We start from the raw sequence: 23475 nt of genomic DNA on the forward strand, positions 1-23475 counted from the left end.
AGAATTGGTGAGATTTTTCCTCGGCAAGTGACCACTTTTTGTTGCGTTTAGCCGAGATGGCGGCTGGTGCCTGTTCTTCCGCGCGGCGAACATCAGTCGGATTTTTTGTTTGATTTGCCGCGCGACGAATGAGATCAGGCTCTAAGCCGGAGAGGTACTATTGGCACAACGCGTCGCAATTATCGGTGCAGGACCCAGCGGAATGGCGCAACTTCGAGCGTTCGAATCCGCGAAGAAAAAGGGAGCTGAAATCCCGGAAATCGTCTGCTTCGAGAAGCAGGATGACTGGGGTGGGCAGTGGAACTTCACCTGGCGAACCGGACTGGACCGCCACGGTGAGCCGGTGCACTCAAGCATGTACCGGCATCTGTGGTCCAACGGGCCGAAGGAAGCACTGGAGTTCGCGGAATACACCTTTGATGAACATTTCGGTCGGCCGATTTCCTCCTACCCGCCTCGCGCTGTGCTGTGGGACTACATCAACGGCCGCGCCGAAAAGTCGGGGGTGAAGCAGTTTGTCCGCTTCAGCACGATCGTACGGTGGGTTGACTTCGATGAAAGCAGTCAGAAGTTCACCCTGACCGTTGAGGACCTGAAATCGGGTACGACCGAGACCAGTGAATTCGATCAGGTGATTGTCGGTTCCGGACACTTCAGTTTCCCCAATGTCCCCGACTTTGAGGGGATTGAGACTTTCCCGGGTCAGCTGCTGCACGCCCACGACTTCCGCGGCGCGGAGGGCTTGGCCGACAAGGATGTCCTGCTGATAGGCGCGAGCTACTCTGCCGAAGACATCGGGGTGCAAACCTTTAAGATGGGTGCCCGCTCGGTCACCATGAGCTACCGCAGTGCCCCCATGGGCTTTGACTGGCCAGAAGGCATGGAGGAACTGCCGCTGGTGGAGCGGTTCGAAGGATCCACCGCCCACTTCAGCAACGGCGAATCACGGCGCTTCGATGCCGTGGTGCTGTGTACCGGCTACCTGCACCACTATCCGTTCCTTCCTTCCCACCTGGCGCTGTCCTCCCCCAACAACCTCTACCCGGATACGCTGTACCGCGGGGTGGTCAGCGAAGCGAACAACAAGTTGTTCTACCTCGGCTCGCAGGATCAGTGGTTCACGTTCAACATGTTTGACGCCCAGGCGTGGTACGTGCGCGACGTGATCCTGGGCCGTGCGCAGCTGCCGGGGAAGGCCGAGCAGCGCCGCAGCATCGAGACCTGGCTCGATCGGCTTCACAGCCTGGAATCGGCCGCCGATGAGGTTTATTTCCAGGCCGACTACATCCGGGATCTGATCGAGCAAACCGATTACCCGATGTTCGATCTGGATGAGGTTTCACGCATCTTCCTGTCTTGGAAGAACGACAAGCAGCACAACATCCTCAATTACCGAGATCAGGTGTACCCATCGGTGATGACCGGAACCATGGCGGCCGTGCACCACACTACGTGGTTGCGCGAGCTCAATGACTCGTTGGAGCGCTACCTGTCGGTACCCGAGGAAGACGATCTGGAAAAGATCATGCGCGGGGCCGACCAGGACGTTCAGGCCCGCAGCTAGCGCGGCCACAGGCTCACGCGTTCACCCGTTGGCCAACGCATAAGGCCCTGACGAACCACCCGCGGGGTGATTCGTCAGGGCCTGTGACAGTGGCCTAGGGGAAGCTAGCCCAGATCCGCCTTGCGCAGCCATTCTCGGGCGATCTCCGAGGCGGGCAACTGGTCCGCCACACTGCGCCGGTTCATGTTCAGCAGGTCCTCGGGTTGCATGGCGGCACTGACCTTGTTGATCACGTCCTCTGCTCCCTGATCCACGTTGTCGCTGGCCAGCGGGACCACGTGGGAGGCCAGGAACAGCCCCTTGGTGTCCTTGATCGACACCAGCTTGTTCTGGGCGATGGTTGGGTCGGCGGTGTAGATGATGGCCAGCTGAATGGAACCGTCATTCAGTGCCTTGACGGTCAGCGGGCCACCGCTGTCCTCGATCGGGGTGAAGCCCACATCGACGCCGTAGGTTTCCTTCAGGCCCTTCGGTCCGTTGGGGCGTTCCTCGGCCTCGGAATTCGCCCCCATGGTCATTGGCTCGGTGACCTTGGCCAGGTCGTCAATCGTCTCGACTCCCCAACGCTCGGCAAACTCCTTGGTGACCGTGTAGGAGTCCTGGTCGGTGGCCGGGGACTGTTCCAGCACGCGCAGCCCGTCCGGGGCCGCCTTCTTCAATGACTCATAGACGTCATCGGACAGCCGTGCCTCGGTGTCCGGCTCCCAGTACTGCAGCAGCGGACCGGTGTACTCCGGGAAAAGATCGATGTCTCCGGACTCCAGCTCCGGAACATAGACCTCACGCTGTCCAATGCGGAACTGGCGGTCCACGCTGTAGCCCTCGGCCTCCAGTGCCTGGGCATAGACTTCAGAAATGATTTCGCTGGAGTAGTAGTCCTGTGAGCCGATGACAATCGGCTCGCCCTTCCCGGAGGCTGAGGACTCGCCGGAATCCAGTGGATCACCGGAGCCGCAACCGGCCAGCGCAAACATTGCGGCCAAACCGATGATTCCGGTTCGGATCATTTTCCTCATGGTTCGATCTTCTCCTTATACCTGGCTGCCGTTGCCGGACAGCTCCGAATCCTGTCTTTCACGGGCCGCCGGGCTCGCTTTGCGCCGTGCACGTCGTTGCCACATAGCCAACAGGATCTCGGCCAGCACGGCAAGCACCGCGACGAGAATGGCTCCGGCGAGCATCTGGGCGTAATCCCTGGTCTTCAGGCCAGCGAACAGGTAGCGGCCCAGCCCGACGTCGGCCGTGTAGGCCGCCAGGGTTGCCGTGGCGATGACCTGCAGCACTGCGGCGCGCACGCCGCCGATGATGACCGGAGCGCCCAGGGCCAGCTCGACACGGCGGATGAGCTGGCCTTCGCTCATGCCCACCGCCCGGGCCGCATCCACCACGGTGCGGTTGGCCGATTCGACCCCCGCGTAGGCGCCCGCCAAGAGTGAAGGAATCGCCAGGATGATCAGCGCGATGACCGGTGCCTTCAAACCAATCCCGAGCCACAACCCCAATAGGGTGAGCAGCCCCAGCGTGGGTACGGCACGTGCCGCTCCGAGAACGCCCACAACCAGGGTCCGACCGCGGCCGGTGTGTCCCACGGCAATCCCGACGGGCAGGGCAATGACGGCGGCGACCACAACCACCAGCAGCGTGATGAAAACGTGTTCACCCAGCCGGGTGCCGATGCCATTCGCCCCCGACCAGTGGGTGGGCTCAGCGAGCCACTGCAGTGCATCCAAGAACAAGCTCATGCGCTCACCTCACGGGTGGTGTCCTGGGCCTTGATTGCCACGTGCTGGGAGGCCCAGGGGGTGGCGATGCGACCCAGCAGGAGCACCAGCCCGTCAAGCACCAAGGCCAGGATGACGGTGGCGATAATCCCGGTCAGCACCGAGGCGGTGATTCCACGCTGGAAACCGTCCGTGAACAAGGTGCCCAGGCTCGCGATGCCGACCAGCGCCCCAATCGTCACCAGCCCCACCGTGGAGACCACCACCACCCGCATTCCGGAAATCAGCACCGGGATAGCCAGCGGCAATTCCACCTTCCAGAACGTCTGACGCGGGGAATGGCCGATCGCCATCGCGGCCTGACGCACCTCGGCGGGCACGGCGTTAAACGCATCAGCGGCGGTACGCACCATCAATGCGATGCCGTACAGCGTCAACGCCACGATAATCGTCGCCGGGGAGCGCAGTGAGAACCCGAAGAGTGCTGGGATGATGATCAGCAGTGGAAGGGCCGGGATCGCGTAAAGCAGGGTGGCGGCCGAGAGCAACGCTCCGCCCGCCCGCGGATGACGGTACGCCAGTCGCCCGAGCGGCACCGCGATCAGCACACTGAGCACGATGGCCGGCACGCTCAGTGCCAGGTGGCGTGCGGTGAGCTCAAAGATCCAAGGCCAGGAATGGCTCAGCCAGTTCACGAAGGCAGCACCCCTACCGCCCGGCCCCGGTCATCGACCGCCAGCCGAGTTCCGTTCACCAGCTTTTCGCGCAGTTGGCGGCTGCCGCGGTGTGCACCGGTGAATTCGCGGACAAAGTCATCGGCCGGATCACTGAGGATTTCGGTGGGTGAACCCGCCTGGGCGATCTGGGCACCCTCGCGCAGGATCACCACCTCGTCGGCCAACCGGAATGCCTCGTCGATATCATGGGTGACCAGCACGATGGTCTTGCCCAGCTGCTGCTGCAGGTGGGCCAGCTCGTCCTGCAGTTCACGGCGCACAATCGGGTCAACCGCGCCGAACGGCTCATCCATCAGCAGGATGTTCGGATCCGAGGCCAAGGCCCGGGCCACTCCCACGCGCTGCTGCTGCCCGCCCGAGAGCTGCCCCGGATAGCGTTGGGCCATCTTCTGGTCCAAGCCGACCCGGGAAAGCAGTTCTTCGGCTTCGCCCAACGCCTGGCGGCGGGCAGTCCCGTTGAGCATGGGTACGGTGGCGATGTTCTCCAGCACGGTCCGGTGCGGCAACAGGCCCCCGGCCTGCAGGACGTAGCCGATTGAGCGGCGCAGGCGCACTGGATCGGCGTCGGCCACGTTCTCGTCATCGATCAGCACACTGCCGGAGGTCGGCTCGACCATCCGGTTCACCATCCGCAGCAGGGTGGTCTTGCCGCAGCCGGAGGAGCCAACCAGGGCGATCACCTTATGGGAGGGGATCGTATAGCTGAAATCGCGCACGGCAATGGTGCCGCCCGGGTACTGCATCTGTACTGCACGAAATTCGATCATGCTTCCCCTTCTCCCCTGCTGTAGGCACGCAGTCCACGCCCACCTGTGTTCACCCTACCGAGGCGAAGGAAGCCAATTCCAGCCGATACGTAGTCAAACAGGAAATTCTGAGCGAGCGGCGTGAGCGGCGTCTATCCGGTAAGTATCGAACCTGACAGGAAACCGATTTGGTAACTACCAAGTGACAGGAGTAGTCTCGATTAGGTCAGGGGCTATAGCTCAGTTGGTAGAGCGTTTCGTTCGCAATGAAAAGGTCAGGGGTTCGATTCCCCTTAGCTCCACTGCTAAGAAACCCGCCCTCACGAGGTCATCAATGACTGGTGAGGGCGGGTTTTCTTGATTGTGCCGCCAGTTTCCCGTTCGCCTAAGGGGTTCGAACCGTAGGCGAACCGGAAATCACCAGGCCTCCCCCGGCAAATACTTAGCAGTACATCGTCCACGGGACTAACCGGCACTGATCCGCAGCATCCTTGGTTCGCTCCCACGTGAAGTCATCCTCGAAGGCCTCACAAACTGGGCCCTCGCTCCTCAAGCAGGGTAAGTAGTGGCAGCCGCTTCCCAGCGAATGAGGCGCCAGCCTGCTTTGAGACAAACGCGGCGACCAGGAACACGCTGGGCAATGGGCGACCACGCAAGAAGGGGTGGCCCCTCCAGATCGGCCCGTGCCCACGCTGCAACGACAACGACGTGAGAACCCAAAACGCGTTCCTCACTACCGCCGACCCGCGCAAAGGCGCTAGCGCGAGGAGCGTGAAGCAGGCGACGCCGTTCCTTGTTTCAGGCGCAGTAACAGGGGTAATCATGGTCACCCTCGCGTTCTTCATCGAGGATGCCGCACAGTCGAATGGCACCTTGTTTGCGGGACTGATCGCAGCGGCGACCATTGCTGTGATGCCCATCTACGACATCAATTCATGGCCGCTCGCGAAACGATCGCTCGTGCATTTCCTTGCGACGCTCGCGACCGTGTTGCCGTTGCTTCTCTTCAGCGGATGGTTCCGCGTACGCTAGCTATCGGCGTGTTCCTGCTATTTGGCATCAACGGATGGACAATCGGATATCTTGTCAACCGGATCCAGGAACAGAAGCGGTCCTAAAACTCGAACAGCCGACAGTGCACGGAACGAAGCTTCGAGGTGACGTGCTGAATGGTTCAATCCAAGAAAACTGCCAGGGACTAACAAACCCCCGGCTTGACGCGCGAATGAGCGGCTTTCGTCGTTTAGCCGAAACCCCGTCATCGCCAGAGCCCTCAGGCAACGCAATGCACAGCTACCCGCTTCTCTCAGCATGAGCCCGACCTAGACCCGTGGAGATCGCTTCCTGCGAGGTACTGGGTCAGAGTGCGTTGAGAACGTGAACTACTTAGCTACCGCTTCTGCTATTCCTAGCGATATACCCGGGCACAAAAAGAAGATGACGCCGGAAACCCGACGCCATCTCTTATTCGGTGGCCGGTGGTGGACCTAATCGGAACTCCCAGAGGCGGCTGGATCGCCTGGTTTCCGCGTGGGAGCAGGGCGATCGAGGTGGCTCACATGAGTCGAGCGTCGTCGAGGAACCCGATCCTGGGGTGCTCTCGAACCCTAGTAGACGTAATCGAACACCACTGACGGTGAAGGAAGTAGAGGCTATTCAAACCGCTCGGGCGAACGGCGAGAGCGTGCTATCGATCGCGAAGCAGTTCAACATCCACCGGATGACGGTGTGGGAGCACACGAAGCAATCAGGGGTGCGGCCACGGTGAGCCAAGCTCGAGGGCCCCTGTGCCAACTCCTGCGGTCGTCAATGCGACACATCGGATGCCGACCTTTCCCGAGTTCGTCGCGCGGCTGGGAAAACATGTCCCAAAATCGTGGTTTCACCTCAACCAGTCACGACGCCAACTTCCGCGACGCAATCGTCAGCTCCGCTGCGGCTGCTGGGCAGCGTCTCACATAGGTGATGTTCACGAGGCACGTCCGTGCACACAGTTCCCCCGATATCCTCGGCTCATGGCAAGACCTCCGCGATGGCAGGCGACCCTCGACGCCAGCATCGAAGAGGCGTGCCTGGCCGTGCGCCTCTACAACGACTCGGCGGAGGCACGGGCGTTCGAGGGATTCGTCGTCCACATGCACCTGGCATGGCTGTACCTGCTGCACGCAGAGTTCGTCCGCGACGACGTCGACTTTCGCTACTGGGACCCGAGCTTCAAGAAGCGCCTGCTCAAGGTCGACGGCGAGCCGAAGCGGTGGGAGCTGGAACGCTCGATGAAGGAGCGTTGGCCGGAGGACACGGATCCGGCCCGCGCCAACCTCGCTCTGTTCATCCGGCTCCGGAACCGGCTCGAGCACCGCCACGCGCACGCGGACGAGGCGCTGATGCTCAACCTCGCCGGCCACGCCCATGCCCTGCTCGTCAACTACGAGTCCGAGCTCACGGCTCAGTTCGGCGACAACCAGTCACTGGCGCTCCGGCTGCGGCTGCCGATCTTCGTCGGCACGTTCACTCCCCAGGGAGAGCAGGCCCTCCGCCGGTTCCGCAAGACGCTGCCGGCCGACCTGCGCACCTTCGTGACTGAGTACGAGTCTGGCCTCGACGAGGCAGTAACCGCCGACCCGCGCTACGAGTTCCGGCTGCGGGCGATGGTCGAACTGGCCCCCAAGGACCCGGACGCCGTCGCCATGCAGTTCACGCACTACGCGGACATGACCGATGACGAGCGGGCTGCCGTCGAGGAGCTCGGACGGCGAGGGCAGGTCATCGTGCGCGACCGCAAGCAGCCGGTATCCGGCCTCGGCAGGCTCATGCCGAAACCTGCTGCAGCGGAGGTCGAAGCCGGCATCCCGTTCGTGTTCAACCAGAGCCACTTCACCGCCGCGTGGAAGAGGAAGAAGGTCCGTCCACCGAACGGCGACCCGAACCCCGACCGGACGAACAGCGACTTCTGCGAGTACGACGAGCCGACGAAGTCCTACCGGTACACGAAGGCGTACGTGAACCACCTCATCAAGAAGTGCGGGACGACGGAGGGGTTCAAGGAGACAACAGGCATGACGGCCCGTCCGAAGGCCACGATCAGCACGAGTTCCCCGTATTCTTCCGCGAGCTGATCTGTTCTCGCTCCGCTCCTGAGCCCATGCCAATGGGGGCGGCCGAGTGCTGCGGTCCGGGCCGAGCGTCAGACCTCGCGATGTTCCGCAGCGTCCAGCGCGGCCAGGACGCGCTGCGGATCCACGATCAGGCCGCACAGGCTGCTCGCACGGCGAGCCCACGGGACCGGATCGGTCCCTTCGTCGAACGACACGGCCGACTCGAACTGACGCCGGAGGTTGACGGGCAGCCGACCGGCCAGCGCCCGGCCGAGCTCGCGGCCCTCGGTCGCCCGCGGCGAGGACGGCGGCATGAAACGCGCCAGCTTCCCGGTCGCACGGACCGGTACGTCGGATGCGCTCTCGAGGGTGGCGATGGCCTCGCGCGCCCAGCCGCCGTCCCATGCATCGGGCAGTGGAATCGCGATCTCCTGGACGCTGGTGATCGCGTTCCGACCCAGCGCCAGCGAAAGCCCGCCGGGATCCTCGTGGTAGTTCAGGTACCGCGCGACATCAATGCCCGATGGACACACCTCGGTCAGCACCACGTCGCCGAGCCAGTCGCTGGGATCGACGAGCCAGCCCTCCCGCACCACGACGTCCGGCCTGAGCCGCACCCTGTAGAGGTAGAACTGGTTGCGGCTGTCGGCTTGGTCGTCCATTCGCCGCAGCATGTTGTGGACCGCGGCCTCGTATGTGCCGACGTGGAGCGCTTTTGAGCGCTGGCGCGCTGTCCACGCGGCGACGTGCTCCTCGCCGCCCATCCTCAGGCGCGTCTCGGCCGTCAGGTCTGCAGCCGGGTCGAAGTGCTTCGCCGGCCAGTCCGGACAGGTGCTCGTGTGGTACCAGAAGAACTGGGGAACCCGCTCGTTGTCGAGCGCTGGGTCGCGAGGAGCGATCGTCACCCGGGGCGCGTGCTCGTGCTCGCAGGTCAGGCCGCAGCCGGGGCACTTCTCTTCGGTCTGCTCCCAGCGGTCGATCCAGCCGAGGTCGACGAGGAACTCGCGGCCGCAGCCTGCGCACAGCATGCAGCGGTCCCGCGAGAAGTCAATGCGTCGTTCCATGGCCCCATTCTCCGATCAGGCACCGACTGCAACGGCTCGGATCCCAACGACAAACAGCGGCTACCACCCGTGCAGTTCGCGCTCGATCCGGCTCGACTTGCCGTCCTCTCCCGCCTCCCGCAGATAGCGGACCGCCGTGGAGCCGAGGCCGCACGAGCAATCGATCTCCTTCTCCGCGGCTGCCCCGCGCGACTCCTGGCTCCACTTCCGGCCGAGGGCGTGGCTCAGGGACCTCAGGCACGTAGTGCTGTCGACTGCTTGCGCTGGCGGCGTTCGCGGATGCGGGCGCGGGCGAGGAGGACGAGGCTCCAGGGGCCGAAGATGAGGAACTTCAGGGCGTTGTAGAAGAAGAGCAGGAATGGCAGGTAGAGCCATTCGGTCCAGCCGGCCTGGACGAGCGCGGCGCAGCCGACGGCCGCGGCCAGGTAGGCGAGTCCGAGGAGCATCGCGGGGACGCCCCAGCGCAGTCCTTCACGGGTGCGTAGCCGGTTCAGGAGTCGGTTGGTGGGCGCGTATCGCTGCAGCAGGGTGTGGGTGCGGACGCTGAGGTTCCACAATCCGGTGAACATCTCGGACCTCTTTCAGCACAGGCGGATAGCCGGTTGGCGATGTCGCAGGCCTGTGCTGGTGGGTCTCCCGATGGCGAGAGGGTCTTCCGCCCAGATTGCGATTCGCTGGGTCGGACATCTGTGTTCCTGCTCACTACCAGGATACGACCGCCCGCCGACAACTGCCACCCCCTCGGCCGGTCCGGGTCAACGTTGCGGGGCGTCCCGGCCGGGACGCCTGTCGGCGGGCGCCGGAACCGTGGGGTCGTCGGTGGCGGTGCGGAGGATCTCGAGGTGCGCGCTGGCGCGCCGGTAGTCCAGGCACTGGGCGTCGTTGTCTGGGTCGGGGCCGAGCGGGTCGGTGCCGGTGATGCGCCACCGGTCACGGTAGGCCGCGATCACCCGCAGCGACGCCTGCTGCTGCACACTCTCCGGCTCCGGCAGTCCGGTCAGCCAGGGCTCGTGCTGGTCGCGGGCGCGGTCGAGGGCGGCTTGGGCGCGCTGCTCGATCAGGGCCTCGCGCTCGGCCAATCCCGCCTGGTCGTCTTGGTTCATTGCTCCTTGTGCGCGTGGGATGAGGCCGGCAATGAGCCCGGGCCGCGGCGGCGGGGACGGCTGGTAGCGGTCGGCGAGGCGGGTGACGCGGTGGCGGAGCAGGGAGCCGATGTCCTCGACGTTCTCCAGTCTCCCGGCCCGGACGACCGCGGTCAGGAGCTGCTCGACCCTGTGACCAGAGGCCTCCAGGCGGCGTAGTTCGGCCGAGAGGACGCCGAAGGAGTCCGCATCCGCGACTTCCGTTAGCTGCTCGCCGGTGAGGCCGGCGTGGGTGAGGACGGTGAGCCATCGGTTGGCTTGGGCTTCGACCGCGATGGTCTCGTACTCGGCGGCGAGCTGCGCGATCGAGGAAGCGTCCTCGTGTTCCTGCTCGATCATCTCGTGCGCGGAGACCTCAACGCCGGTGTGCTGCACGATCCCGTACAGCACCGACCGCCCGCTCATCTCCAGATCGTCGCGGAACTGGTGCTGCTCGAGGTGCGCCTGGTCGGTGGCGACGTAGACGTGGTTGGCTTCCCGGCCGCGGGTCATCGACACGTACAGGCTCTCCCGGGTCATCTCCGGGGAATGCACGATCGCATGCGCCGTGTCCACGGTCGACCCCTGCGCGCGATGGGCCGTGACGGCGTAGGCAAGCTCGAGCTCGTCAGCGACATAGGAGGCCGGCAGCGTGATCGTGGTGCGCCATCTCGAATTCTCCCGTCGGACGGCGACCGAGCCGTCCTCGCGGGTGCCTGTGACGATCCACCGGTCGCCGTTTTTCACCCAGCCTCGGCCGAGCGCGAGTCGCCGCTCGTTGCGTCGGGTGACGACCACGTCCCCGCGGGAGGCGTGGTTCCCGTCATGCAGGGTCACCCCGGCCTCGTCGACGACCTCGCCGGTCGCGATGCGGTCGAGGCGGGCGCGGGCATTCAGGGCGGAGACGGTGTCGATGGTCTCCGCGATCAACTGCGATGCCTTGCCTGCCTGCTGGTCGGCGCGCCACGCCTGGTAGGCCTTTTCGAGGATGTCGTCGTAGTTGCCGTCATGCACCCGGTCCCGGTTGATGTACTCATCGATCGCCTCCGCGTCCCCGAGGCGCAGGGCGAGGGAAGTGCGCTTCTCCCAGGCGTGGCGGAAGCGGTGCAGCTCGGCCAGGCGCGCCACGTCTGGGCGGTCGCGGACGATCAGCCCGAACGCCCCACCAGCGTCCACGGCCGAGAGCTGGTGCGGGTCACCGACCAGGAGGATCTTCGCCCCGACCTGCCTGGCGTGGGCGGTGAGCTGGTCCAGAGCGAGAGTCCCGGCCAGGGACGCCTCGTCGACGATGAGCAGCTGCCCGGCCTGCAGGTCCCAGGCGCCGCGGCGGTGCTCGAACAGCCACTTCGCCGTGTTCTCCGTCTGGATGCCGAGGTCTTCCCCCAGGACAGCTGCAGCGGCGGCCGACGGCGCGAGCCCGACCACGCTGCCAAGCCCGTGTTCGGTCTCCCAGGCGCGGCGCAGGGCCTTCATGGTGGAGGTCTTCCCCGACCCGGCGGGTCCGACCAGGACGTCGAGGACGCGGCCGGAGACCCCGATCTGGCTGATCGCCTGCTCCTGATCGATCGACAGCACCGGCTCACCCCGGCTCGCTGGGGTGCGGGCCGCGTGCTCGAGTGCCTGCAGCGTGACGGTGGGGGCGTCGCGGTCGCGGGAGGCGGCCAGGAGCCGGTCCTCCGCAGCGAGCAGGTCCGTCGAGGAGTACACGGTCGCATGCCGGGGCCGGAACGCACTCGACCCATCCGAGCGCAGAAACCTCTCCGGCGTCGAAGCCAGCTCGGGCGGAGTGAGGGCGAGGGAGGCCTGTTCGGCGGCATCGGTGATCATCCCAACGATGGCGTCACGGTCCTCCGCCGAGGCGAAACGCCACGGCATCGACTGCCGGACCGCCTCAGCGAGGAGGTTCCACCGCCGCCACGTCGACCGGCGGTCCGCGACCGTCGCGACCACGATGTCGGCGAGCTCCGTAATCGTGTCGGACGGGAGGTCATCGGCCCGAAGCAGCGGCTCCGACTCCGCACCCGCGAGCATCTCTCGCGCCCACGCCAACGGGTCGGCGTCCAGTGTCGCTTCGGCGCGTTCCCGCCACCTGGTCGTGAGGTCGGCCAGGGAGTGGTGCTCCTTCTCAGGGCGGGTCTCCAGGGTGGCTTGCTGGCGGATCTGCCACAGCACCTTCGACGACGGCTTACGGCCATGCTTGGCGACATACTCATCCACCAGGCGGTTCTTGGCGTCTTCGATGTCGCGGGTGCGGGAGGAGAACTCGTCCATCAGCTCCTGCGGGACGTCGGCGATCTCCCACGCCGTGGGCCTGCCCGGTCCTCGCTCCCGGGCTTCCCACTTCGCCTCCAGCGCGCGGGCGAGGTGATCGGACAGGACGGCGTTGTAGTGCTCCGACAGCCCCGTGACCGCGTTGTGCAGGGCGCGAGAATCCAGCGTCCTCCACTTCCCATCGCGGACAGCCTGGACACGGTTCGCAATCACCAGATGCGTGTGCAACTGCGGATCGGACGAGCGGCTGTCGTAGTGATCGTAGGCGGTGGCCAGCAGGCCACGGATCTCCACCTGTGCGACGGCGCCGCGGGGGCCAGCCGCGCCAACGCGGGTCATCGCGACATCCCGCTCGATCAGGTCGATGACATCGTTCATCGCCGCATGATGCGCCTCCGCGATCAGCGCCTGAGTCCCCGCATCCGAGACCGCCCAGAGTGTCGAGACCGACTTCGGCACGCTGAACGTCAGATCGAACCCCGCGACCGGCGCCGCGACCGGCTTCGCGGCCTCCTCGGCCTCGATCCGCGCCGTCTCCGCTGCCCGCTCATCACCGGTCAGCGAGTCGGGGAGCTGATCGACGCGGGCCTGGACCCGCTCTGTCTCCGGGACAAACGAGCGGAACGGCCGGCCCAGGGGCGTATCCGTCACCGGATCATGCCCATGGCCCAAGAGCCGTCGGAGCTGTTCCTCGGACACCTGAGAGCCAGGAGCGACAGGCTGCTCGAGACCGGCCAGTCCCGACCCGTGCCAGCGGCCCGGCGGGGTCCCGGACTGCTCGTAGTAGCGCGTCAGCGCGGTCGCCGCGTCCCGGTCACCATCACCGACAACCACGCTGTTCAGCAGATACCGATAACCCTGCCCAGCCGTCATCACCCGAATTGAGATCGTCACACGGGGCAGGTACGCCAACTGACGGTGTCACCACTAGCTATTCACTGCGCTGCTGCACGAGTCCTGAGACTCTTGTCCTGCCGGGCGCGGTGCGCCCGGGGCAAGTCACTCGTAGCGCAGTGCGACGACGGGGTCCTTCCGGGCGGCGCGGGCTGCGGGCAGCGTCCCGGCGAGGAAGGCGATGCCCATCACGATGATCGCCATGCCTCCGACGGTTAGCGGGTCGAAGGCGATCACGGTCAGGCCGGGAAGATCGGAGAACAGGCTCGTGGAGAGAGACTCGCTGATGGCGGTGCCGATCGCGATCGCCGCGCCCGCGCCTATGAGACTGCCGAGCAGTCCGATGAACACGGCCTCGAGGCTGAACAGGGCAAACACTCGGCCGGAGCCCAATCCCATCGCCTTCATCAGCCCGATGTCGCGGGTGCGTTCCTGCACGGACATGTACAGGGTGTTGACGATGCCGAAGCTAGCCGCGAGCAGCGCGATCGCGGCAAAGGCGTTGAGTACGAGGACGATGGCGTCGATGACGGTCCGGAACGCGCCGAGCTGATCGGCGACGGTCGTTCCCGTGAATCCGACCTCGGCGAGGGCGGACTTCAGGGCCTCCACATCCTCCTCACTCGCGTCGGGGTCGTACCAGGCGCTGGCGCTGGCGTACCGATCCTGCTGGTCTTCGGGCACACCGGTGTTCTGCAGGTCCCACAGCTCCTCGGTGAGCGCGTCGTTCGGGATCAGGCTGGATCCCGCGCCTGCCAGTGCTTCCTCGGCTACTCCGGTGACGGTCGCGGTGACGGTGTGCTGGGTGCGCACGCCGTCGCTGAGGGCGATGGTCAGGTCCTGGCCGAGCGCGTCCTCAACTGACGCGAAGCCGAAGGCCTCGACGTAGTCGATGGGGATGACGACCTCGAGGTCCTCGGAGTCGTCGGGCGCTTCGCCGGCGGCAAGCTGGACGGTCTGGCCAGGTACGAGGCTCCCGACGGACACGGTGTATCGGACGCCGTCGCCGTGCTGGGCATAGTCGACGGTGATCGAGCGGGTCGGTTCGACGCGCAGCACCCCAGGAACGCGGGCGAGCTCGTCGAGATCCTCGGGAGTGAGCGCAGTCGTCGTCGAAGACATGCCCGGGGCCGCCTGGCCTTGCCCGGCGGGGACGGCGTCGGGGTCGTACTCGACCGGCCCGTCTGAGCTGCCGAAGCCTCCGTCGGTCTGCGCGTCGGAGTCCTTGGTCACTGTCATGACGTCGCTCGCCCCGATGCCTGCAACGGTGTCGTCGATGTACCGGTTGATGCCGGTGCCGAGTCCGCTGGTCAGCGTCAGGGTGAAGGCGCCGACGAAGATCGCCAGGACCGTCAGCAGCGTTCGGGTCTTCGACCGCAGGGTGTTCGTCATGGCGGTGCCGATGATGTCGACGGCTCTCATCGCGATCTCCCTTCGGCGAATGCGACGACGTCGTCGGAGACGATTCGGCCGTCGCTGATTTGGATGCGGCGGTCGCAGCGCGCGGCGAGCTCCTCGTCGTGGGTGACGACGATCAACGTAATTCCTTGGTCTCGGTTGAGCCCGAACAGGATGTCCTCGACAATCGCGCCCGTGGCTGTGTCGAGGTTGCCGGTGGGCTCGTCAGCGAAGATGACACGCGGGTTGTTGATCAGAGCGCGGGCGATCACGGCGCGCTGCTTCTGGCCACCGGAGAGGGCGGTCGCTTTGTTCTTTGCTTTGTCGGCGAGGTCGAGCTGCTCCAGTACCGCCATCCCTCGGCGGCGGCGTTCGGATCGGCCGACTCCGGCGATCTTCAGCGGCAGGATCACGTTCTCCAGCACCGTCTGGTTGGCGGTGAGGAAGAACTGCTGGAACACGAAGCCGAAGGTGGCGTTGCGGGTGCGGCCCAACCTGCGGCCTTTCAGCGAGGACGTCTCGACACCGGCGAGGACGAGACTGCCGGTGTCGGGGGTGTCCAGCAGCGCGAGGATGTGCATGAGGGTCGACTTGCCCGACCCGGACTTTCCGACGATCGCAACGCTCTGGCCCTCCTGAACATCGAAGGCGACGTCGGTCAGGGCCCGAAATCGGTTCTGGCCGGTGCCGTAGCTCTTCGTCAGGCCCCGGACTTCGATGAGGGCGGTCCTCTCGGTCATGCCTCTTCCTCCCGGTGCACGGCGTGCCCGTCGCGGGCGCTGTTCCACAGCCGCATCAACATTCGGTCGTCCAGGCGTTCCTCGTCCTCGTCCGTCGTCGGCTCCCGTGCCTCGCGCACTTCGGCGTAGAGGCCCTCCATCTGCTCGTCGAGCCGCTCGGACGCCTTCGCTGCCGCGCTCAGGCGTTCAACGAGGCGTGGTGGGACTTCGCCCTCGTACTTGTAGTGAATCTTGTGCTCCAGGCTTGCCCAGAAGTCCATCGCGATGGTGCGAACCTGTACTTCGACCGGCACATGTACCGGCCCAGTCGACAGGAAAACGGGGATCTCGACCAGCGCGTGCAGGCTCTTGTAGCCATTGGGCTTGGGTGCCTTGATGTAGTCCTTGACCGAGAGCACTCGAACGTCGGCCTGCGCGGTGAGGGCGTCGAGGACGCGGTAGGTGTCAGCGATGAAACTGCACGTGATCCTCACGCCGGCGATGTCTTTGACAGCTTCCCGGATACCGGCTGGGTTCGGGTCGACGCCGAGCCGGATCGCCTTGTGCAGCGTGCTCGCCGGGGTCTTGACCCGCGAGTTCACGTGCTCGATGGGGTTGTAGCGACGAAGCCGCACGAATTCTTGGCGGAGGATGGAGATCTTGGTGAGGACCTCTTCGACTGCGAACTCACTCTCCATTTGGATCAGCTCGAATTCGCGGCGCAGCTGTCGTGCCGCCGCCACCATGTCAGCGCCCGGCGGCTCGGGACCGGCCGGCATTGGCGTCGCCTCGTTGGCGACGTGCTCCGCGCCCTCCTCCGCGTTCACGATCAGGCGGCCTGGACTGCGGAGGTGATGAGCATCTGCTTGCCGATAGTGGCGGGGTCCTCGATCATCGCCAGCATTGCCGCGGCCACGTCGGAGCGGCGCGTGCGGGGCGCGCGCGGCATCTTTGTCCCGCTCTTGGCGTCGACGATCAGTGGCCTCGCGGTGCGCGGCGCGTCGGACAGCGGGCCGGGGTGCACGGTGGTCCAGTCCAGACCGCTGCCGGCGAGCTGAGACTCACCGGCAACATGGTCGCGGAAGTTCGCGGCGAGGAAGGTCCGGCACCCAAACCGGTACGGGTAGCGAGTGTTGGCGAAGGTGTCACCGACTCCCAGGGCCGAGAGCACCACGACGCGCTTGACGCCGTTGGCCTTCGCGGCGGCGATCACCGGCGGGATGGCGGTGGCCATGATCGGTGCGTTGTGCTGGCTGATCTTCGGCCCCAACGCCACCGCGACGGCGTCACACCCATCCATTGCGCGGGTCAACGCCTCGCGGTCATCAAGCTGTCCTCCGACGACGTTGAGTCCCTCGCGTGAGGTGAGGGCGTCGGGTCGGCGCACGTAGGCCACGACCTCGTGGCCGGCGTCCAGTGCCTGGTTCATGAGCTCGGTGCCGGTCCGTCCGGTGGCACCCAACAGTGCGATCTTCATGTCCGTACTCTTTCTGCTATTTCGGCCAGCTACATAGCGGGCCCATCTGGTTGTTCTGCGTGGCGGTTCGTCTAGTCAGCGTGTTCAGGCATCGAGGCGTTCAGGGGTCGAGGGTTTGCACGAGGGCGTCGAGGAAGGCGCGCTGGTCGAAGTCGGGCATCGTCAGCCGCTGCAAGATGAATCCGGGGATGACCGCGACTAGCACCGGGGCCAGTCGGGAAGCCCAGGTGGCGGGGTCGTCTCCGGCCTGCTCGGGATGAGAGCCTCCCCACTCGGTCAGCTCGGTGCGTAGCAGGTCGCCGAGGCTGGCGAACACCCCTGCTACGGCGGCGCGGGCCTCGGGCTCCACGGCCGCCTCAGCCCAGACTTGTGGGGCGATGGTGTGGATCTCTTCGCCCAGGTCGGTGATCACCGAGCTCAGCAGCTCCCCGGGCGGGCGTGGTGCGTCCGGGCTGACCTGCGTGATTGCCGTCGTGCGGGTGGCAAACGTGCGCTTGACCACGGCATGGAAGAGCTCTTCCTTGCCGGAGTAGTAGCTGTAGATCGCTCCGGCCGATAGGCCGGACTCTTTGATGATCTGGGTGATCGACGAGCCCCGGTAGCCGTGGGCGGCGAACACGCGCTGCGCGGCGTCGAGGATCTCGCCGCGGCGGGCGGCTCGATGGGCTTCGCTGACTTTGGGCATGGTCCGATCATACCATAAAGAACGAGACTTCGTTTTGCTTTCGGCGCAACGCACACACTGAGGGCCACTCCGCAATGGGCCCGTCGGGCTCCGGGTGCGCTCGAAGAGGAGCGAACGCATTGGTGCATGCGCGACCGCAAGGAGGCATTTCGGGAACACCCCCCCACCCCATCCGTCGATAGAACACTGCCATCCACCCCTAGAGCCGGACAGGCGAGGCAAGCGCCACCCCCGCAAGGCGTGGTGTGCCTGGGTGGCACCCGACTGATGAGCTCATTGCTTAACCGGACATGTGTCCGCTATGCTACCAGGGAGAGAAGATGCCGACCAGATCGGATGGATGCAGCGGCAACGCGTGTGGTCAAGACCCGACGGCATTGCCAGGGGACGAGGCTTGGCACAGCGATGACGCCGTCAGTGTTCATCGGCGGGCGTGCTGCAGAACTGATCACATCCGGGCACGCATGGCCTCGGCGCTCTTCCTCCTGGATCCCGCCGATGAAAGGACCACGCCCATGACCGCCTCGCCGCGCGCTTTCGAACTCGTGCGTCACCCCGTCGACCTCAAAATCCGGTCAGTGAAGCTCGCCGCCCGCGAGTGGCTCGCCGAGGACTATGTGCGCATCCGTCTTGAGGGTGAGGACTTGCGGGACTTTTCGCTCCCCGGGCAGGACGATCACCTGCGGATCTTCCCGGGCCAAGAACGCGTCGAAGCCTTCGATGTGATGCGTTCGCTTCCCAGCCGCGAATACACCCCGCTGTACTGGGGCTCGACGGACCACGGTGGCTGGCTGGATCTGGAGTTCGCCGTACACGGTCAGGAGGGTCTCGCGGCGCGGTGGGCCGCGGGGGCCTCGCTGGGCGCGCCGGCTGTCCTCGGCGGCCCGCGAGGTTCACTGCAGGTCCAAGGCCATCCCGACGGGTGGTTGCTCGCGGGCGACGAGACGGCGATCCCGCAGATCCGCCGGTACGCCGCGCTCATCGCCGAAGGCGCCCCGGCCACCGTCCTCATCGAGGTCCCCGACGCCGCCCACGAGGTCACGATCGACACGGTCGCTCCGGTCGAGTACGTCCACCGTGGCGAGGCACCTGCCGGCTCTGCCCTCGAGACCAGGCTCGACGCGGTCACCGCCGATGAGCGACCCGAGGGCGACGTGTTCGGGTTCGTCGCGGCCGAGCAGTCCATTGTCCGTCCAGCCCGCGCGCTCCTCGCCAACCGGTGGAGGATCGATTCGGACCGGTTTGTCGTGAAGGGCTACTGGAAGCGCGGCGAGGCCGAGTACCACGCGCCGCACATCGCCCCTCCCACGGAGCGAGAGGCCCGCTGACTCCAACGGAGACTTCCCCTGACTTTTCCGAGGCGATTTGCGATACTGCGCAATTGGGCCGCGCAGACGTCCTCGCCACCAGTGCCTTAGGCGGACGGTGTCTGCGTCGGTGGGTCCTTGGCCGACCGCATCCAATCCGAGCATTAACGATCCCCGTCGGCAGCTGCCATGTTCAGCCCACTCCTGTACTGCCAAACCGCCGACGAAGCATCAGGCCCGGGCGACTGGGCCGGACTCTGCGTCGGCGGATACTTCGGCCCAGTCCTGCCACTCTTAGAGTCGATCGGCGTCACCGACGCGCTCTTGCCGACCCGAGGACGAGTCGCCATGGCAGGCGTTGCGCCGATCGTGACCCACCAGAGGATGGACACTCGGAGCGATCACTGAGTGACATGCAATTGGTCAGCAAAGCTTGCGCTTTGATGACCCGCCGCGGGGAGAAGATCCAGGGTTGGTAGAGACTGCTGACGCCCGAGGTCACACGTCGCCTCGGCGGCGATCAGCCCAGCAACAGGTTTCGAGCTAGCGCCCTCGTCGTCTCCGCAGTCTCATGCCTCGACGCCGCCACCGACGCATAGATGGAAAGCGACGGCGCAGCATCCATGGCAGACCTCCTGGGACAGGAGATGGATGCTCTCAACGACCCCTGCTGAGAAGGCGAACCCCTTCGCGCTCTCGCAACTGGAAGCCACCCACCCGCGCGACGCAATCACCCGCCAGAGGCAGTCACCTACATGCTGTCGGCAACCTGCATGCCGTGGACGCGGCGCTGTCTGCGCCGCCGGGAGGATGAGCTTGCGATCCGATCGACGCAGACAGCGTGAAGTCGAAGGCGTTGGAATGGGCGCGGACCCCACATACCGCGCCCCTGACTCGACACGACCGGAAGACAGCTCGGCGATCAGCGCACCCAAGAGAGCACCGCAGAACCTCCTCCCCCACACACGCCGCCAGTTGAACCGCGCGACAACTCCGGCGGTGTGAGCGAGACCTCGTAGCCAGAGGTGACCTTCCGCCCGACTCCGTGTACTATAAAGAACGAGACTTCGTTTTTATTGGAAGGAACATCATGTCAGACACCACCGCACCCGTGGCAGAGCGCACACCGATCCTGCGCACCTCACTCATCGCCGCGGCTCTGACCGGCATCATCGCGATCATCGTGCTGGCCTTCTCCTGGCCGGCCGTGACCGCCGAGCCGAAGGACGTCGCAATCGCCGTCGTCGGGCCCGAGCAGGCCGCCACCGCGATCGCCGACCAGCTCGAAGAGAACAGCGACGGGGTGTACGACATCACCGTCATCGACGACCGAACCGCGGCCGTCGACGGCATCGAAGAGCGCGACTACTTCGGCGCGATCATCCTCGGTGAGCAGCCCGAACTCCTCACCGCCTCGGCCAACGGCACCATCAACCAGGTCATCACCCAGCTCGAGGAGCCGCTACAGACCGCACTGACCGCCCAGGCACAAGCGAACGCCGAGGCCGCCGGTGTCGACACACCGGAGATATCGCTGACCGTCACCGATGTCGCACCACTGTCGGAGGACGACCCCAACGGCAGCCTGCTGTCCTCTGCGTTCTTCCCGATGCTCTTCGGAGGCATCCTCGGCGGCGTGCTCATCACGACGCTGATCAAGGGCACCTCGCGGCGCATCCTCGCCGTCGGGGTCTACGCGATCGTCGGCGGGGTCGTGCTCGCCAGCATCCTGCAGCTGTGGTTCGGCTCTATCCAGGGCGACTACCTGGTCAATGTCGGCGCGTTCTCTCTCGCCGTCGCCGCGATCGCTGCCCCCATCGTCGGGCTCGTCGCCCTGCTCGGGCAATCCGGAACCTTCGTGGGGCTGGCCACGATGATGCTCTTTGCCAACCCGATCTCCGGCTCCGCTCTGCCCGCGCAGTTCCTGCCCGGCGCGTGGGGGCAGGTCGGACAGTGGTTCCCGCCGGGAGCCTCGGCCACCCTGGTTCGAGAACTCTCCTACTTCCCCAACGCAGACATGGCCTTCCCGTGGCTCGTCCTGGCCGGCTGGGTCGCAGGCGGCCTGATCCTGACCCTCATCGGACGGGCCGTGCGTCGACCCAAGACCCAACCCGAGGCCGAGACGGCTCCCGCGCAGGAGCAGCTGGTCAGCGCGTGACCCTCCCTTGCTAACCGGACACTCGTCCACTACTCTCTGAATCGGAGAGGTGTCCGGTTAGCCGGGGTTTCCACCACGAGATTCGAGGAGGAGCACCACCATGGACAAGCAGATCATCCAGCTACACGACGCGCTGAAGGCGAGCAGTTCCACCGTCGTCGTCACCGGTGCGGGGATCTCGATGGGCTCGGGCATCAAGGACATGGAACACATGAACGTCGCCCGGGTCATGCAGACCAGCCTCGAGCCGCTGGTGCGGCTGCACCCTGAGCGCAGCTACCGGATGTTGCGGGCATCGTTTCTCGATCCGATGTTCGTTACCGGACCGAGCACCGCCCACCGCAAGATCGCCGAGCTCGAAGAACGTGGGCTGATCCGCGGCGTGGTCACCACGAATATCGACCATCTGCACTCCCTGGCCGGATCGCGGAGCGTCGCGGAGATCCAGGGCAGCTACGCAATCAACCGGTGCGTGTCCTGCAAGAGACATGAAGACGATGTGCGGATCTGGGACCAGGGTCGGGCGCCGCGGTGCCGCGACTGCGGTGGGGTCATGGTCTCCTTCCCGGTCTATACCCGCGTCGGTGTCAACGACACCGCGTACCAGGACGCCGAGCAGTGGGTCTCGGAGGCCGACCTCATTGTGACCGTGGGTTCGAAGGGCATGTACGGCGGCTACCTCGGCCGTATCAGCGCGTCCGCCACGATCATCCAGGTCAACCCTAAGTCAACCCCGTTCGACCAGCGGGCGTCGGTGTCCATCCGCGCCAGTGCCGACGACGTCTTCGCCCAGCTCTGAGAGTCCACGAGACGCGACCGAAGGAGAGAAGCCATGAACATGGACGCCAAGACCTGCGTCATCACCGGCGGCACCGCCGGGATCGGCCTGGCCACCTCCACCGCGCTGGCCGGCCAGGGAGCCGAGGTCGTCCTGCTGGGCCGTAACCGGGAGCGCGGCGAACAGGCACTGGCCCGGATCGCGGCGACGACCGGCAACGATCGCGGCTCGATGGTCCAAGTCGATCTGGCTGACCTCGACTCCGTCCGAAATGCAGCGCACGAGATCCTCGACGCGCACCCCCGGATCGATGTCCTGGTCAACAACGCCGGGATCATGCTGCCCGAACGGCAGCTCACCGACGACGGGGTGGAGAAGATGTTCGCCACGAACTACCTGTCCCACTTCCTGCTGACCAACCTCCTGCTGGAGCGGCTGATCGCCTCTGCGCCGGCGCGGATCCCCTCGGTCGGGGCGCTCATCCCCCGCGCGGTCGTCGATCTCGACGATCTCGCCATGGAGGGGCGCAAGTACACCCCGTTCACCGCCCTGGGCATCTCCAAGCTCGCGGTGGTTATGTTCACCCGCGAGCTCGCTCGACGCCTCGACGGCACCGGCGTGACCGCCAACGCCCTCTACCCGGGTGTGGCGCGCACGTCGATCATGGCCGACCAGTCGTGGCTCTCGCGCACCGCGATGCGCCTGATCTCCGGATCGCCGGAGAAGGCCGCGAGGACCTCGATCCTCCTCGCCAGCGACCCGTCACTCGACGGCGTGAGCGGACGCATGTTCTCCGGCGGCAAGGAGACGAGCATGCGCGGGGACCAGGTCAACGACCCGCAGCAGTGGAGACGGCTGTGGGACAAGAGCGTCCAGCTGACCGGGCTGGAGCCGAGCACAGGAGGAAGGCCATGACCACAACCATTACCGCCGCCGTATCCCGCGGAACGGACTCCCCGTTCACGATCGAGGAGCTGGACCTGGACGACCCGAGACCGGACGAAGTCGTCGTGAGGATCGGCGCGACCGGGGTCTGCCACTCAGACATCGCCGCCCTCGACCACCCGATGCTCGAATGGCCCGCGGTCCTCGGCCACGAAGGCGCCGGCGTCGTCGAGCGCGTCGGCGACCATGTCACCGACGTCAAGGTCGGCGACCACGTCGCCACCTCCTTCGTCTGGTGCGGTCGCTGCGCGGCCTGCCTGCAGGGCCGCCCCACCCGGTGTGCGAGCATGCGGGAGTTGAACTTCTCCGGCGTCCGCGCCGATGGCTCTCACCTGCTGCACACCGAAGACGGGGCTCCGGTCAGCGGCCGGTTCATGGGCCAGTCCGCCTTCGCCAGCCACGTCCTCGTGCCCGCCAGTAGCGTCATCGTCGTCCCGGACGACCTCGACCCCGTGATCGTCGCCGGTCTCGGCTGCGCCCTGCAGACCGGCGCCGGCAGCATCCTGAACGCGCTGCGCGTCACCGCAGGCGACCACGTCGTCATCTCCGGGGCCGGCTCCGTGGGCCTGGCCGCCGTGATGGCCGCCCGCGCCGCCGGCGCGACCCGGATCGTCGCCGTCGACCTGCTCCCGTCCCGCCGCGCCCTCGCGACCCGCGTCGGCGCGACCCACACCGTCGACGGCGCGAGAGAGGACCTCGCCGCAGCCATCCACGAGGCCCTGGGCGGTTCGGCCGACGCCGCGTTCGACGCCAGTGGTGCACCGGATGCGGTCCTCGCCGACGTCACCGTCCTCA

General features: G+C 65.9%; 20 protein-coding genes and 1 tRNA gene. 9 read left to right on the forward strand and 12 right to left on the reverse strand.

All coding sequences use genetic code 11. The annotated features are described in order from the left end of the window. The first annotated feature begins 160 nt into the window (after nt 1-160). The gene (locus RCJ92_RS07310) at nt 161-1564 is read left to right on the forward strand and encodes an NAD(P)-binding domain-containing protein (protein WP_446754195.1); all 1404 of its coding nucleotides are present in this window, start codon (nt 161-163) and stop codon (nt 1562-1564) included. Between the two features lie 104 nt (nt 1565-1668). Here RCJ92_RS07310 and RCJ92_RS07315 read toward each other — a convergent pair whose 3' ends face one another. The 4 genes from RCJ92_RS07315 to RCJ92_RS07330 are packed head-to-tail and all read right to left on the reverse strand — an operon-like array spanning nt 1669 to nt 4789. Further along, complete coding sequence (locus RCJ92_RS07315; RefSeq protein ID WP_446754196.1) at nt 1669-2580, reverse strand: glycine betaine ABC transporter substrate-binding protein; 912 nt, start codon at nt 2578-2580, stop codon at nt 1669-1671. 15 nt (nt 2581-2595) lie between these two features. Beyond that, a complete protein-coding gene (locus RCJ92_RS07320; RefSeq protein ID WP_421013696.1) occupies nt 2596-3306 on the reverse strand; it encodes an ABC transporter permease in 711 nt (236 codons plus the stop codon). Further along, entirely contained in the window at nt 3303-3980 is a 678-nt protein-coding gene (locus tag RCJ92_RS07325; protein ID WP_446754197.1) for an ABC transporter permease, read from the reverse strand. The genes RCJ92_RS07320 and RCJ92_RS07325 overlap by 4 nt, the downstream gene beginning before the upstream one ends. Beyond that, complete coding sequence (locus RCJ92_RS07330) at nt 3977-4789, reverse strand: ABC transporter ATP-binding protein (protein WP_446754198.1); 813 nt, start codon at nt 4787-4789, stop codon at nt 3977-3979. The genes RCJ92_RS07325 and RCJ92_RS07330 overlap by 4 nt, the downstream gene beginning before the upstream one ends. 208 nt (nt 4790-4997) lie before the next feature. Between RCJ92_RS07330 and RCJ92_RS07335 the strand changes: the two genes are divergently transcribed. The 3 genes from RCJ92_RS07335 to RCJ92_RS07345 all read left to right on the forward strand — a co-directional run bounded on the left by RCJ92_RS07335 (nt 4998) and on the right by RCJ92_RS07345 (nt 7884). Continuing rightward, nucleotides 4998-5070, forward strand: a tRNA-Ala gene (locus RCJ92_RS07335). Between the two features lie 469 nt (nt 5071-5539). Beyond that, nucleotides 5540-5800, forward strand: a complete 261-nt coding sequence (locus RCJ92_RS07340) for a DUF3021 family protein (protein WP_446754199.1) — start codon at nt 5540-5542, stop codon at nt 5798-5800. Nucleotides 5801-6783: 983 nt separating this feature from the next. Further along, entirely contained in the window at nt 6784-7884 is a 1101-nt protein-coding gene (locus tag RCJ92_RS07345) for a DUF3644 domain-containing protein (RefSeq protein WP_446754200.1), read from the forward strand. 68 nt (nt 7885-7952) lie between these two features. Here RCJ92_RS07345 and RCJ92_RS07350 read toward each other — a convergent pair whose 3' ends face one another. From RCJ92_RS07350 to RCJ92_RS07385, 8 genes are all read right to left on the reverse strand, one after another. Next, on the reverse strand, nt 7953-8927 hold the full coding sequence (locus tag RCJ92_RS07350) for a hypothetical protein (protein WP_446754201.1): 975 nt from the start codon (nt 8925-8927) through the stop codon (nt 7953-7955). 233 nt (nt 8928-9160) lie between these two features. Beyond that, entirely contained in the window at nt 9161-9496 is a 336-nt protein-coding gene (locus RCJ92_RS07355) for a sulfate permease (protein ID WP_244726643.1), read from the reverse strand. Nucleotides 9497-9682: 186 nt separating this feature from the next. After that, nucleotides 9683-13213 carry a MobF family relaxase gene (gene mobF / locus RCJ92_RS07360; RefSeq protein WP_446754202.1) on the reverse strand — a complete coding sequence of 1177 codons (3531 nt, stop codon included), beginning with the start codon at nt 13211-13213 and terminating at the stop codon, nt 9683-9685. Between the two features lie 105 nt (nt 13214-13318). Continuing rightward, complete coding sequence (locus RCJ92_RS07365; RefSeq protein WP_446754203.1) at nt 13319-14635, reverse strand: ABC transporter permease; 1317 nt, start codon at nt 14633-14635, stop codon at nt 13319-13321. After that, complete coding sequence (locus tag RCJ92_RS07370; protein WP_446754204.1) at nt 14632-15351, reverse strand: ABC transporter ATP-binding protein; 720 nt, start codon at nt 15349-15351, stop codon at nt 14632-14634. The genes RCJ92_RS07365 and RCJ92_RS07370 overlap by 4 nt, the downstream gene beginning before the upstream one ends. Next, nucleotides 15348-16157 carry a GTP pyrophosphokinase gene (locus tag RCJ92_RS07375; RefSeq protein WP_446754205.1) on the reverse strand — a complete coding sequence of 270 codons (810 nt, stop codon included), beginning with the start codon at nt 16155-16157 and terminating at the stop codon, nt 15348-15350. Before RCJ92_RS07375 ends, RCJ92_RS07370 begins: the two co-directional genes overlap by 4 nt. A 2-nt stretch (nt 16158-16159) precedes the next feature. Beyond that, the gene (locus RCJ92_RS07380) at nt 16160-16807 is read right to left on the reverse strand and encodes an NAD(P)-dependent oxidoreductase (RefSeq protein WP_446754206.1); all 648 of its coding nucleotides are present in this window, start codon (nt 16805-16807) and stop codon (nt 16160-16162) included. Nucleotides 16808-16907: 100 nt separating this feature from the next. Beyond that, nucleotides 16908-17492 (reverse strand): TetR/AcrR family transcriptional regulator, encoded by a 585-nt coding sequence (locus RCJ92_RS07385; RefSeq protein WP_446754207.1) that lies wholly within the window; start codon nt 17490-17492, stop codon nt 16908-16910. Nucleotides 17493-18007: 515 nt separating this feature from the next. On the opposite strand from RCJ92_RS07385, the gene RCJ92_RS07390 reads away from it, so the two are divergent. The 5 genes from RCJ92_RS07390 to RCJ92_RS07410 form a co-directional block, all read left to right on the forward strand. Then, nucleotides 18008-18820 carry a siderophore-interacting protein gene (locus RCJ92_RS07390; protein WP_446754208.1) on the forward strand — a complete coding sequence of 271 codons (813 nt, stop codon included), beginning with the start codon at nt 18008-18010 and terminating at the stop codon, nt 18818-18820. Nucleotides 18821-19889: 1069 nt separating this feature from the next. Then, on the forward strand, nt 19890-20957 hold the full coding sequence (locus RCJ92_RS07395) for a hypothetical protein (RefSeq protein ID WP_446754209.1): 1068 nt from the start codon (nt 19890-19892) through the stop codon (nt 20955-20957). A 100-nt stretch (nt 20958-21057) separates the two neighbouring features. Next, the gene (locus RCJ92_RS07400; protein ID WP_446754210.1) at nt 21058-21756 is read left to right on the forward strand and encodes an SIR2 family NAD-dependent protein deacylase; all 699 of its coding nucleotides are present in this window, start codon (nt 21058-21060) and stop codon (nt 21754-21756) included. A gap of 33 nt (nt 21757-21789) precedes the next feature. Further along, a complete protein-coding gene (locus RCJ92_RS07405) occupies nt 21790-22650 on the forward strand; it encodes an SDR family NAD(P)-dependent oxidoreductase (RefSeq protein ID WP_446754211.1) in 861 nt (286 codons plus the stop codon). Then, nucleotides 22647-23475, forward strand: an 829-nt coding sequence (locus RCJ92_RS07410) for an alcohol dehydrogenase catalytic domain-containing protein (RefSeq protein ID WP_446754212.1), incomplete at its 3' end; no start/stop codon positions are given. The genes RCJ92_RS07405 and RCJ92_RS07410, both read left to right, overlap by 4 nt.

The organism is Glutamicibacter sp. BSL13 (assembly GCF_052928425.1).

What these genes read in the sequence shown, in the direction of transcription:
- RCJ92_RS07400 (WP_446754210.1), top strand. Translation starts at nt 21,058, where the DNA reads ATGGACAAGCAGATCATCCAGCTACACGACGCGCTGAAGGCGAGCAGT.
- RCJ92_RS07350 (WP_446754201.1), bottom strand. Translation starts at nt 8,927, where the DNA reads ATGGAACGACGCATTGACTTCTCGCGGGACCGCTGCATGCTGTGCGCA.
- RCJ92_RS07330 (WP_446754198.1), bottom strand. Translation starts at nt 4,789, where the DNA reads ATGATCGAATTTCGTGCAGTACAGATGCAGTACCCGGGCGGCACCATT.
- RCJ92_RS07320 (WP_421013696.1), bottom strand. Translation starts at nt 3,306, where the DNA reads ATGAGCTTGTTCTTGGATGCACTGCAGTGGCTCGCTGAGCCCACCCAC.
- RCJ92_RS07370 (WP_446754204.1), bottom strand. Translation starts at nt 15,351, where the DNA reads ATGACCGAGAGGACCGCCCTCATCGAAGTCCGGGGCCTGACGAAGAGC.
- RCJ92_RS07390 (WP_446754208.1), top strand. Translation starts at nt 18,008, where the DNA reads ATGACCGCCTCGCCGCGCGCTTTCGAACTCGTGCGTCACCCCGTCGAC.
- RCJ92_RS07345 (WP_446754200.1), top strand. Translation starts at nt 6,784, where the DNA reads ATGGCAAGACCTCCGCGATGGCAGGCGACCCTCGACGCCAGCATCGAA.
- RCJ92_RS07405 (WP_446754211.1), top strand. Translation starts at nt 21,790, where the DNA reads ATGAACATGGACGCCAAGACCTGCGTCATCACCGGCGGCACCGCCGGG.
- RCJ92_RS07355 (WP_244726643.1), bottom strand. Translation starts at nt 9,496, where the DNA reads ATGTTCACCGGATTGTGGAACCTCAGCGTCCGCACCCACACCCTGCTG.
- RCJ92_RS07395 (WP_446754209.1), top strand. Translation starts at nt 19,890, where the DNA reads ATGTCAGACACCACCGCACCCGTGGCAGAGCGCACACCGATCCTGCGC.
- RCJ92_RS07365 (WP_446754203.1), bottom strand. Translation starts at nt 14,635, where the DNA reads ATGAGAGCCGTCGACATCATCGGCACCGCCATGACGAACACCCTGCGG.
- RCJ92_RS07385 (WP_446754207.1), bottom strand. Translation starts at nt 17,492, where the DNA reads ATGCCCAAAGTCAGCGAAGCCCATCGAGCCGCCCGCCGCGGCGAGATC.
- RCJ92_RS07380 (WP_446754206.1), bottom strand. Translation starts at nt 16,807, where the DNA reads ATGAAGATCGCACTGTTGGGTGCCACCGGACGGACCGGCACCGAGCTC.
- RCJ92_RS07315 (WP_446754196.1), bottom strand. Translation starts at nt 2,580, where the DNA reads ATGAGGAAAATGATCCGAACCGGAATCATCGGTTTGGCCGCAATGTTT.